Annotated in this window: 7 protein-coding genes and 2 pseudogenes; 6 read left to right on the plus strand and 3 right to left on the minus strand. The window is 42.5% G+C overall.

The genetic code is table 11. The annotated features are described in order from the left end of the window. Positions 1 to 182: 182 nt before the first annotated feature. Positions 183 to 317 carry a hypothetical protein gene (locus tag ANSO36C_RS33880; RefSeq protein WP_267145368.1) on the plus strand — a complete coding sequence of 45 codons (135 nt, stop codon included), beginning with the start codon at positions 183 to 185 and terminating at the stop codon, positions 315 to 317. A 159-nt stretch (positions 318 to 476) separates the two neighbouring features. Then, positions 477 to 1385 carry a polysaccharide deacetylase family protein gene (locus tag ANSO36C_RS11890; RefSeq protein ID WP_251959703.1) on the plus strand — a complete coding sequence of 303 codons (909 nt, stop codon included), beginning with the start codon at positions 477 to 479 and terminating at the stop codon, positions 1383 to 1385. A gap of 171 nt (positions 1386 to 1556) precedes the next feature. On the opposite strand, the gene ANSO36C_RS11895 is transcribed toward ANSO36C_RS11890, so the two are convergent. From ANSO36C_RS11895 to ANSO36C_RS11905, 3 genes and pseudogenes are all read right to left on the minus strand, one after another. After that, entirely contained in the window at positions 1557 to 2114 is a 558-nt protein-coding gene (locus ANSO36C_RS11895) for a hypothetical protein (protein ID WP_251959704.1), read from the minus strand. After that, entirely contained in the window at positions 2111 to 2311 is a 201-nt protein-coding gene (locus tag ANSO36C_RS11900) for a hypothetical protein (protein WP_251959705.1), read from the minus strand. Before ANSO36C_RS11900 ends, ANSO36C_RS11895 begins: the two co-directional genes overlap by 4 nt. Positions 2312 to 2650: 339 nt before the next feature. Continuing rightward, a pseudogene (locus tag ANSO36C_RS11905) lies at positions 2651 to 7392 on the minus strand (glutamate synthase-related protein). A gap of 985 nt (positions 7393 to 8377) precedes the next feature. Here ANSO36C_RS11905 and ANSO36C_RS11910 point away from each other — a divergent pair. The 4 genes and pseudogenes from ANSO36C_RS11910 (at position 8378) to rpsL (ending at position 12290) form a co-directional block, all read left to right on the plus strand. After that, positions 8378 to 10472: pseudogene (locus ANSO36C_RS11910) on the plus strand (phosphodiester glycosidase family protein). A gap of 292 nt (positions 10473 to 10764) precedes the next feature. After that, positions 10765 to 11184 (plus strand): cupin domain-containing protein, encoded by a 420-nt coding sequence (locus ANSO36C_RS11915; protein ID WP_251960316.1) that lies wholly within the window; start codon positions 10765 to 10767, stop codon positions 11182 to 11184. Positions 11185 to 11428: 244 nt separating this feature from the next. Beyond that, positions 11429 to 11755, plus strand: a complete 327-nt coding sequence (locus ANSO36C_RS11920) for a HesB/IscA family protein (protein WP_251959706.1) — start codon at positions 11429 to 11431, stop codon at positions 11753 to 11755. A gap of 151 nt (positions 11756 to 11906) precedes the next feature. Next, positions 11907 to 12290 (plus strand): 30S ribosomal protein S12, encoded by a 384-nt coding sequence (gene rpsL / locus ANSO36C_RS11925; RefSeq protein WP_012410236.1) that lies wholly within the window; start codon positions 11907 to 11909, stop codon positions 12288 to 12290. The last annotated feature ends 340 nt before the right edge of the window (positions 12291 to 12630 follow it).

Genomic DNA, 12630 nt, shown 5'->3' on the forward strand with positions numbered 1-12630 from the left:
AGTCTGGTTATAAAACTTCAGTCTGCAAAAAATGCGAATTGTAGGTACGACAGCTTAGTTGATCTTATTTGCAAACCGATAAAACTTGAAAATATAATGCTGCCTTAAGGGTGAAGTAGAAAACAGCGACTAATTCATAACTCTTATTAAGAGGATTTTGGGGTGTGGTTAATTATCTGATTATGCTCCTTCTTGGAGCTAGCGGTAAGAATATGGAAGTGCAGACCTTCCCCTTCATGATTGGTTTGACATTCAGCAGTAGCAAGTATTGTATATTTAGCGATCGCTCTAATCTAGAGTATCTAGATTTCAGTTAAAGCAGTATAGTCTGTCTTCGAATTCTGAATTTCTGTTAGTCCCAATTTTAATTTTCATAATTACCAGAAAACAACTGGTATCTAAATATTTAAATAAAATGTGCTATGACTTACCGTCATAACTGTGGTTGATGGTTCGATCTCTGAAGGAGCTATGAGGTGGAAAACAATAAATCGTTTCTGTGGCCAGAAGGAATATTAATTGCGCTGCTTGCCTTATGTGGTGTTTTTAGCCTTGCTTTCATGATGCTTCTAAGGCCAAATACTTCGGAGGCTCAGAGTAGACCAAGTATAAATATTAAAGATGTATCTGCAAATGTAGGAACTCAGCAGCGTATTGAGAAACTAAGGGCGGCGATGCTTACAAGTTGGCAGCAAGAAGCACAAACAAAGGGTCTAGCCTACCCTATACCATCACGTTTTCAAGGGGAAATAATCAAGGCTGCAAAACTTACTCAGGCTGAGAAAGTGATTGCTCTCACCTTTGATGATGGCCCTTGGCCTCAAACCACAGAGCAAGTGTTAAATATTCTGAAATCAAATAATATTAAAGGGACGTTTTTTGTCGTCGGGCAGAATCTCAAAAATTATCCAGAGTTAGGAAAGCAGATTGTTGCTCAAGGTCATGTCATTGCCAACCATACTTGGCATCACTGGTATCACTTCTTTAATCAACAAGCAGCCGCTTTTGAAATTGATCGTACAACAGACCTAATTTATCAAGTTACAGGTGTTAAAACAAATCTTTTCCGACCGCCTGGTGGCATTTTGCACAATGGATTATCTGCTTATGCTAAAGGACAAAAGTATGCTGTAGTGATGTGGTCGGCTGACTCCACAGACTACAAATTACCAACTGTACCAAAGTTGATCAATAACGTGATTAAAGATGCTAAACCTGGTGGGATTGTGCTAATGCATGATGGCGGTGGCAATCGTTCCAGAACTGTGCAAGCTTTACCAGAAATTATTAGCAACCTTAAAAAGCAAGGCTATCGTTTTGTGACTATCCCAGAACTTTTAGAAATAGAAGATAGAGACCAAAAGTTGCTTGCTCACAAAAAATAATTATTAATCATGGATAATTACTCAATAGTAATTAGCTAATAACTAATAAAATTATATTTTTTGCTTTAGATGCATTATTTGTGACTGGAGTTTAGACTATTTATTGGTGCAAAACTAAAGAAAAAATAAACGTTTAAGTTGATGAATAATTTAGGCTATTCAGATGACAGTTTAATCCGGTGATGGAGAGGCAATAACTGTCCAAGTTGCCATATATGTTCCAGCATACTTATTGGAATAGTCAGTAGTGCTATCGGTAACAAACCAGTCAGGAGTTGTCTTCTGCTGTAGAACCTTTTTATCTAAGCCAATTTGTAGAGAAATATTCTCGTAAACGATTTTTGCTTTTACATCTTGCAGCAATTTTTCTACCAATTTTTGCAGCCATTCTGCCCGAACATACAGATTATGAGATGGATGATCGCCATAAGCAAAAGGTATAATAAGCACCAAATATCCTTTGTCGCTTATTAGTTTGTCTAAACAGAATTGAACAAGTTCTTGATCGTTATTGTGTTCTAGTGTTTCCTTGTCAACATTATGAAATAGCAAGCCAGCTAACACAACGGCATCAAATTTTTGATTTTTTGAAGCTAATTCTGGCAGTGCTAGCGATAAATCTTTGGTAGTAAAGTTCTGGTTGGGGTACAGTTTTGAACAGTATTGAATCGCACCTTCACTGTGATCTATCCCAAGATAGTCACATCGCTCAGGTAGATATTTGTTCAAAGCCCCATTGCACATCCTAAATCTAACAAAGAGAACGAATCTTGCTTAAAAACCTCATCAAGATACCAAACTGATGGTGTGTATCGGGTAGCGTTTTCAGGAGATTCAAAATATGAATAATAATCATCCTGGAAACGTTCTTCTTCAGAAGTTTTGCGATCTGGAGCTTGCTCTTCTATAAGCATTTTGAGAGACAAATTCTATTTGTTAGCAAACATTTCTATGTCAGTTTACCAGCATTTAGATAATGCCTTCTATACCCAATTAGGTAGATTTCAAGACAGTGCTGATCTCAACTTTATTACCTGGACTTTCACAGGATTTAATCGCTCAGTCATTTTTGTTGCCTTACTCTCAAGTTCAACTGTAAATTAGTTAGTGAATATTCCCCCTAAAAATGGGGGAATATCTTTCTCTCTACGTTGGGGTAAATTTAGGTGACTGCTTTGAGCATCCAAAAGGGTTTTCGCAGAGTACTGTGCCACTTCTCCAATGGGAGAATACCTGAAGACAGAGTATGAGAAGGGTTACAGTTATTAATGACTGCTTACTAAACTGAACTCAGTTGTTTTTTCAGGATTAGCTTCTGGACTATCAGCTTCAGAAGGCGGAACCAACTGCCAGAATTTCGGCAAAAATTCTTGCCAGTTTTGCAGAATTTTCTTTGCCTTTGGTGAACCAGTACGTTGTGCATGAGTTTGGATTAACTCTTGCAGTTGCTTTGCACCTACTTCTGTAATCACGCGCTGGATTTTGACAATTTCTGGGTTGACTAACTCACGGAACGAGTCGTCTTCATCCAAGAAGTATGCGAGTCCTCCAGTCATTCCAGCTGCTACGTTACGTCCTACTTTACCGAGAACGACAATCACACCACCAGTCATGTATTCACAGCAGTGATCCCCAGCGCCTTCAATCACTGCTATGCCTTTGGAGTTTCTCACAGCAAAGCGCTCTCCTGCTTGTCCGTTGGCAAATAATATGCCGCCAGTAGAACCATAGAGGCAGGTATTGCCAACTATCACGTTTTGTGATGGGTTGTAAGTAGCATCAGTTGGAGGTTTGATGATAATTTCACCACCATGCATCCCTTTACCTACATAGTCGTTTGCTTCTCCTTCTAGGCTCAGAATTATGCCGGGGAGGTTGAAAGCACCAAAGCTTTGCCCAACACTACCTGTAAAGTTGAGATTAATTTGTCCTTCAAAGCCACTGTCACCGTATTGGGAAGCGATCGCACCTGCTAATCCTTGTGCCTACTGTTCTGTCAGTATTGATAATAGGGTAAGTCTTGGTGACAGTGGATTGATTCCGAATGGCAGCCTGAATTTCGGGATCGGCAAGTATCTTGTCATCTAAAACCACGCCATTGCTATGAACTTCTTCATGCACCAACCAGCTACGATTGTCTCTGGTATTTGGTAGCTGAAGTAAACACTCAAGATTTAGCGATCGCGTTTTGGTGAGATTTACCTCTGGGCGCAGCTTTAACAAATCTGCACGTCCAATGATTTCTGACAAAGAACGGTAGCCAAGTCGGGCTAACAAACTCCGCACTTCTTCGGCAATGAAGTAGAAGAAGTTGACAACTTGTTCCGGTATTCCCGTAAACCGCTTGCGGAGTTCTTCTTTCTGGGAGGCAACACCGACGGGGCAATTATTTGTGTGGCAAATCCGCGCCATGATACAGCCTTCAGCAATCATGGCAATGGAGCCGAAACCAAATTCTTCACCGCCCATCAATGCACCTATTACCACATCCCAACCACTTTTGAGTCCGCCATCTACGCGTAAAATCACGCGATCGCGCAAGCCATTTTCCATCAAGACGCGATGCACCTCGCTTAAACCGAGTTCCCACGGTGAACCAGCGTGTTTAATCGAACTTAGTGGGGATGCACCTGTACCACCATCATGACCCGAAATCTGGATAATATCAGCGTTTGCCTTCGCTACACCAGCCGCGATCGTGCCAATGCCAACTTCTGAAACTAGCTTCACCGACACCTTTGCTTTCGGGTTAATTTGGTGTAGATCAAAAATCAGTTGTGCTAGGTCTTCAATGGAATAAATATCGTGGTGCGGTGGTGGCGATATCAGCGTCACACCCGGTTTGGAGCGCCTTAACATCGCAATGTATTGGCTTACTTTGGGCCCTGGCAGTTGTCCACCTTCCCCAGGCTTTGCACCTTGGGCAATTTTGATTTCAATTTGTTTGGCGTTAACTAGGTACTCTGGGGTGACACCAAAGCGTCCCGATGCCACTTGCTTGATGGCACTATAAGCTCGATCGCCATTCCGCAATCCTTTTAAATGAGGTAGGGTTGGCGAGTGTCCAAACTCGTCTACATCATCTAAAACTGTGTAGCGCACTGGATCTTCGCCGCCTTCTCCAGAATTTGATTTACCACCAATGCGGTTCATGGCGATCGCTAAAGTTTCGTGGGCTTCTCTTGACAAAGCGCCTAAAGACATACCACCTGTGCAGAAGCGCTTGACTATTTCATATACCGATTCCACTTCTTCTAGAGGAACTGGGGTGCAATCGCCCTGGAAATCTAATAAATCCCGCAATGCTGTTACTGGTCTGCCTTGGAGGTGCTTTTTGTAAACTTCGTAGTGGTCGTAGTTTTTGCCATCTAGAGCCTTATGCAGCGCCTTAACCATTTCGGGGCTATTCATGTGGTACTCGCCGCCAGGACGGTACTGGACAAAACCCAAGTTTTCTAACTTTTTGGTTGTTAGTTCTGGAAAAGCTTTGACGTGGAAGGAAAGCACTTCCTCAGCAAGGTCGGTAATGCTCAAACCACCGATGCGGGAAGTCGTACCACGGAATCCCAGGTCGATTAAATCTCCACCGATGCCAATAGCTTCAAATATTTGGGCTGCTTGATAGCTGGAGAGCAGAGAAATCCCCATTTTGGAGAGAATTTTCAGCAAACCTGACTCTACTGCTTTGCGATAGTTGCCTAAAGCTTGTTCTAGGGTGAGGGTGGGAATTTTTTGCACACCCATTAACTTTTGAGTTTTGGGATCAGACCACCAATCACGCACCGTATCTAAAGCCATGTAAGGGCAAACTGCGCCAGCGCCATAGCCAATCAGACAAGCAAAGTGATGGGTACTCCAGCATTGAGCAGTATTGACAATCAGGGATGTTTTCATTCGCAACCCTTCCCGAATCAGATGGTGATGCACCGCACCCACTGCTAACAGGGGAGGAATGTATGTATCTTCTGGGCTGATACCGTCATTTCCCTTATCGCTTAATATTAAAATCTTTGCGCCTGCTCGGACTGATTCAGCTGCTTGTGCTTGTAAAGACTGCACAGCCGCTTTCAATCCTTCTGGGCCGCTGGCGATCGCAAATCGGGTTGACAATTCAGATGTGGCAAATCCTGACAGCTTAATTGCCTCTAATTCACCATCAGTTAACACTGGCGATTCAAGCTTCAATCTCCGAGCATATTCTGGCTTGGGTTCTAATAAGTTACCCCGTTCACCCAGTTCTACTTTCAGAGACATCACTAGCTTTTCCCGCAGGGGATCAATTGCTGGGTTCGTCACCTGAGCAAAGCGCTGTTTGAAATAGTCATACAGCAGGTGGGGTTTTGTTGACAGCACTGCTAAAGGAATATCATCACCCATGCAGAAAGTTGGCTCTGAACCTGCGATCGCCATTGGATGAATCACCATTTCCACATCTTCTGTGGTGTAGCCAAAGGCAGTTTGCAGCTGAAGCAATGTTTGCTTGTCAATTTTGTTAGTTGTACTATGGCCGTTACCATTTTCTGTAGCCAGATGTCCATTTCCATTCACATGTGCCGACTGACTAATGACAATTTGTTTGAGTTCTTGACGGTACTGTTGCAGCCATTCACCATAAGGGTGCTGCTTGGCAATGCGCTGCTTAATCTCCCAATTCTTCAGGACTTCATGATTTTCTAAATCCACGGCAATCATTTGCCCTGGGCCGAGTCTACCTTTCTCGACAATATCGGCTTCTGGGAAGTCCACTACACCAGCTTCCGAAGCTACGACAATGTAATCATCTTTGGTGATCGCATAGCGAGCTGGTCTTAAACCATTACGATCTAGAGTTGCACCAACTTTTTTGCCATCACTAAATACTAAAAGTGCTGGCCCGTCCCAAGCTTCTTGCAAACCACTGTAATATTCGTTAGAAATCAACAATTTCTGGAGAGTCACGTAAAGAAGGCTGATTTTGGTAAGCCTCTGGAACCATAATCATTAAAGCTTCTAAAGGGCTGCGTCCAGAGCAAACTAACAATTCCACTACGTTGTCTAAGGTAGCTGAGTCGCTGTTATCAATATGAACTAGTGGCTTGAGTTCCTTGATGCGAGTCTCCTGCAAAGAGGCTGCGCCGTTTTCATGCGCGGAGCGCTGTACGCCCCATACAGGATGATCCAGACTAGCTTCTCGTGCCATCATCCAGTTGATGTTACCTAACAAGGTATTGATTTCGCCGTTGTGACCCAAAAGCCGCATTGGTTGAGCTAGAGGCCACTTGGGCATTGTGTTGGTACTAAAGCGGCGGTGATAGACAGCAAAGGCGCTTTTATAAGCTGGATTCTTTAAATCGTCATAAAAGTCGCCCAATACAGCAGAACGCACCATGCCTTTGTAGACAATTGTGCGACTTGACAACGAGCAGATATAAAATTCTTCTGAGATGTTGGTTGCAACTTTACTAATTCGGCGGCGGGTAATGTACAACTGCCGTTCTAATTCATCGCCGCTTTTGTCAACAGAAGCTAACAATACTTGTTCAATCTTGGGTTGATTTTCTCTTGCTTGTACCCCAAGTAAATCAGGTTGCACTGGCACAACTCGCCAACCCAGTACAGTGAGTTTTTCTTCAGCAGCTACTTGCTCAACTGCCGCCCTAGCTTTTTGTGCTGTTTCCTGGTCTTGTGGTAGAAAGATCATCCCAACAGCTATATTATTGATGGATGGAAGTTCCTTTCCACTTTCGGCAAAGTCTTGTTGGAACAACTCCCAAGGGATAGCTGTCAATACTCCAGCACCATCACCAGAATCTTGATCGGCGCTACAACCTCCCCGGTGTTCTAAGCAGGTTAAAGCAGCTAAGGCTTTTTCGACAATTTCGTGGCTGATATGATTTTGGCGATGAGCAATAAAACCCACACCACAGGCATCTCGTTCTTCTACTAACCACTTTTGCCCCTGATAGGTATCTCTTGAGTTGATATTCGCTGTGATTTGTTGGTTTTGATTCATCGGTTTATTATTCATACCCTGTTCCTGAAGTATTGAGTTACCAATTTTGCCACTACGTTATGGGGAAAATTTTCTAAATTCAGCGATGGAAAAATATACAAGCACCGAAATTTAGGGAAAAAAAATTTTAACTTCGGTTTTACTTTCTTAGTTCACCCGTGTTAAAATTCTTGCGTTTTTTTATGTATTTATGCGCTGTTATACAATTTACCTCCGCCAAGACATCATTTTTGCCCTGACAGTTTCTTTTTTATATTGTGAAGCTAAGTATTTTTTCAATTTCTTTTTCCAGATGCACGCTAGCTACTCATGGAGCCAATTTCGGCTCACCTGAAACAAAACTAAAAGCTGCACTATTTTTTAAAGCCAAAGCCAAGATAATTCGTAATTAATCGTGACGATCAAGAACCCACTCTAAGCAGTCGCGTTGCGTTTCTTAGAGAAGCTATGCTAAAGGCTTTACGCTACGCTACCTTAATTCGTGGTTGCAATCAGTGAGGGGTTCTACCCTCCATTGTCTTGTTAACCATTGAATTAAAAATTGAGTCTGAACTGGTTTACCTTTTTAATTACGAATTACAAATTAGTAATTATTTGGTTATCCTGATCCAGCAATAAAATCAGCGTATTACAATATATACCCATTTGACAATTCCCAAATATCTTTGTTGTCTAGAGTTTTGCCGCTTACCAGTTAGCACCTGTATTACTATTAACTAGACCTTACTGAACTAGGAGCATTCAGTGAGGATTAAATATCTTAATCCAGTTTTGATTATCAAAACTACCGTGTATAGTGTGGTTAGAATTAGTGCCAGTTAAAACACTTGAGTGCAGTGGCTTTAGCGTCTAAATAAATTGATTGGCTTTTAAAAGAGATGACTATCCAATATATATAATACCATGTTTTTTAAAAAATTAAGTCACGTTTTTTTGATATTTCCAAATAATTAGTTAGTTTATACCTTGGGTAATATGTTTCAAAAATACCTAGTAAATTATGGTAAAAATGCCGAATTGTTGCCAATCAGGGATTAATGATGGTTCTGCCCGCCGTACTCCTTTGGAGAAGCAAGCTCGTAGCGTCTCCAAGAGTTGGCATCGCAGATTTTTCCGGGCTACTATGTCACCAATATTTTTAATAGCACTATGCTTAACTACTACCTGTGCTACCAACGCCCAGGAGTCTCCAAAAAACGCCCAATCAATACCAAGGCTCATCTCCCAGTCACCTGCACCTGCTTTAACAGGCGTAATCTCCTCTGGTAATCAAATTTCCCTCAATGGTCGTACTTTACCAGGAAGTTGGTTGCAGCGATCTGGTAAAGCTGGTCAGATCACAACTCATGTCAGTGATGGGGTATTTAGGCAGTTAATTGGAGTAAATTTCTTAAATAGTAGTAACTCAGTAAAGCAACCAATACAGTGGTTTTCATCGGTGACAACGCCACTGGTTTTAACCACCAGACTATTAGGAGCATATCGCTATCTGGATATTAGCAATTTTGCTCAAACATCTGGATGGGAAATCCGAACCAATGGCAACATTTTGGTGATTGCTACCCCAAAAGCACAAGTCACAAATATTGTTCAGAGCCAGGAACCTCCAGAGGCAAGTGCCCCTTTGCAACAAACTCGGATTATTGTCGAGTTAGATCGTCCCACTCCCTGGCAAGTTTTACAAGGATCAGCGATCGCAAAATCGCAAACTCCATCCTCTGATCCCGACACGCCAACTCCCAAACCCACTACACCACTAAATAGACAGTGGACAATTACTCTGGATGGAATAGCCGATCCCCTTTTGATAGAACGCTATACCCCCCAGCCACCACCAGCGCCACCAACATTGCTGCCAAACCTGCTTAAACAATTATTACCAGTTACACCAACACAACCAATACCAGCACCAACCCCTGAACCACTGATTCAAAAAGTCGAGGTAGTGAAAAACCAAACTATTATTAGCCTGAGCGTTCCCTTCGGTTTATCGCCTCAAGTTAGTACTGTCGCTAACCCCAATCGCCTGATTATCCATATTCGACCCGATCCTTTAGAAGAGCGGGATATTACTTGGGTTCCAGGATTGCGCTGGCGACAGCATTATGTCAACTTAGGCACAGAACGCTTCCCAGTGGTCTGGTTAGAAGTTAATCCCCGCAAGTTTGGGCTAGCGTTAAAACCTATGTGGGCTAGTACTGATGGGCTGACGGGTACTGCTCCCTTAATTCAAACAGCACAACGTTACTTAGCAGTAGCTGGAATTAATGGTGGCTATTTTAACCGCAATAACAGATTGCCACTGGGTGCGATTCGTCAGAATAATCAGTGGTTATCAGGCCCCCATTCTGAATCGAGGTGCGATCGCTTGGAATAATTCAGGCCAATTTTACTTCGGTCGTCTCACCTTGGAAGAAACTTTAATTACAGCAAATGACCAGCGCCTACCAATTCTGTTTCTCAACAGTGGTTACGTCCAGAGTGGCATTGCTCGTTATACCTCAGCTTGGGGATCAACTTATACACCCCTGACAGATAACGAAATTATCTTAGTGGTAGAAAAAGACCAAATTATTAATCAGTTACCAGGTGGCAAAGTTGGTGAGACACCGATTCCAATTCCCCAGGATGGCTACCTATTAACTTTACGCGCTAACGCTACTACTGCTGCTTCCCAGCTACCTATTGGAAGCGCAGTAAGTATTTCCAGTACCACTACTCCAGCTGATTTTAGTCGTTATCCCCACATTATCGGTGCTGGGCCGCTATTAGTCCAAAATCGTCAAATTGTCCTTGATGCCAAAGGCGAAAAATTCAGCAATGCCTTTATTGCCGAAAAGGCCATTCGTAGCGGTATTTGCACAACAGCAACAGGCACACTGATGATTACTGCCACACATAATCGTGTTGGCGGTTATGGGCCTAATTTGGCAGAACATGCCCAATTGATGCAACAAATGGGCTGTGTGGATGCCCTAAATTTGGATGGTGGTAGTTCTACTAGCCTTTACTTAGGAGGACAACTACTTGATCGATCCCCTAGTACCGCTGCTCGTGTTCATAATGGAATTGGTATTTTCCTGAAACCACGATAATAAGTGAGTAGGGATTAGAGAATGGGGAATGAAAAAGTTTCTTAATCACCAATGCCCCATGCCCAATCCTCAATCACTTTTTAAAGTTTAGAACAAGCTGTCATTTTGCTTGATGAAGACTTCGTGTAGACATCATAGTTTTAGTAGTGATGATTTACACCATAAGGTTTGATTTTGCTATCTTTATCAAGGTGCGACAAAATTGCTGATTTCCAACGTTGCAATATAGCGCCAGATTTTTTATCAATAGTAAGAGTATCAACGGTTTGTTATGTCTCCAAATGAGGTAACTATGGCTCGGTATCAAGAAACTACACAGACTGAAACTCTACACCTACCTTCAAATATCACTTCCAAAGGCGTTGCTGCAACTGAATTACGTCCTTGGGGTGCTTTTACAGTTTTGGAAGAAGGGCGCGGATACAAAATTAAGCGCATCGAAGTTAAGCCCGGACATCGCCTCAGTCTACAAATGCACCATCACCGCAGTGAACATTGGATTGTCGTCTCTGGTACAGCTAGGGTAACTTGCGGCGAGAAAGAAGTACTACTGAGCAATAATGAGTCAACTTATGTACCCCAATGTACATCTCATCGCTTAGAAAATCCTGGCGTGATCCCCTTGGTATTGATCGAAGTGCAAAATGGGGAATATTTGGGAGAAGATGATATCATTCGCTACCAAGATGACTATGCTCGTACCAAGGATTAAAACCAAAAGAACGCTATTAAAGCTCTAATCCCAAAACTCAATACATTTGTGTGCATATCTTTGGGAACCACAACACACTTTAGTCCGTACCTATTTAAGGTGGGGACTAAAGTATGTTGTGCTATAAATGTAGTAATAGCGATCGCCCTCATCGGTTCGATGATTTGGAATTTTCAAGAAGCTAGGATTAACCCATCTGTCTGTAAAATGAAGATGGGGTATTCAATTGCAAAAAACGAGTTCCATGATTCATCTGAGTCAAGCAGCCGCAAGTGAGATTGGGCGAATAAAGTCCAAGCAGCAGCCAAATGTTTTGTTTCGGTTGGCAGTAAAACCAGGTGGTTGTTCTGGATTCTTTTATGAGATGTCCTTCGATGAAGCAATAAAAGTTGGCGACCAGGTTTTAAACTTGGATGAGCTTCAAGTAGTCATAGATGCCGCAAGCTTAAATTACCTCAACGGTTTGAGGGTGGATTATTCAGAAGACTTAATGGGTGGTGGTTTTCGCTTCCACAACCCCCAGGCGATCGCAACCTGTAGCTGTGGTAATTCATTCTCCACAACTAGTTAATAGTCCAAAATTTAGCGATCGTTTGCCAATAACAAAGGAAAAATGACCAAGTAATTAAGGAAAAATTACAATTGACATAAATCCGTAAAAAACGATATAATTAGGATTTGTTAAAACTTAGACATATAAGCAGCTTTACGCGCTGTAACTCATGCCAACAATACAGCAGCTAATACGTAACGAGCGCGAACAAGCGCGTCAGAAAACCAAGTCCCCGGCTCTGAAACAATGCCCCCAACGTCGGGGAGTTTGTACCAGAGTATACACGACCACACCAAAAAAGCCTAACTCAGCTCTACGTAAAGTAGCAAGAGTCAGGCTTACCTCTGGATTTGAAGTCACAGCTTATATTCCAGGTATTGGTCACAACTTACAAGAACACTCAGTTGTGATGATTCGTGGCGGTCGGGTTAAGGATCTACCAGGCGTGAGATACCACATTATCCGTGGCACCCTAGATACAGCCGGAGTCAAAGACCGTAAACAAGGGCGTTCCAAGTATGGAACCAAGCGTCCGAAAGAAGCGAAAAAATAGGATTAGGCGATTAATCGCATCCAACACGATTAATCGTCTACTCAGAAGCGCCCAAGGACAAAAAACTATCAGGTCTGTCTTCTACGAGCAGTAATGAAAGCTGCTCAAGTCTGTTTAAAAAAATCAAGCAAGCTACACCTACACTAAGCGAGCAAGTGTAGAAGTTCAGAGGAAAACGCTGTAACCCACAGCAAAACTCTAATCTGGACATTAAGGTTTAAAATGTTGTCGCCTTGAGTATTTAGTTGCAGCTAGCAAGTCAATGAATTTCAGATTTGCGGTTTTGGATTGGTCGAACCCACAAGGGGATGAGACTTACAGACTTTTGATTTTTCCAATC

This window comes from Nostoc cf. commune SO-36, from assembly GCF_023734775.1.
Lineage (GTDB): Bacteria > Cyanobacteriota > Cyanobacteriia > Cyanobacteriales > Nostocaceae > Nostoc > Nostoc commune_A.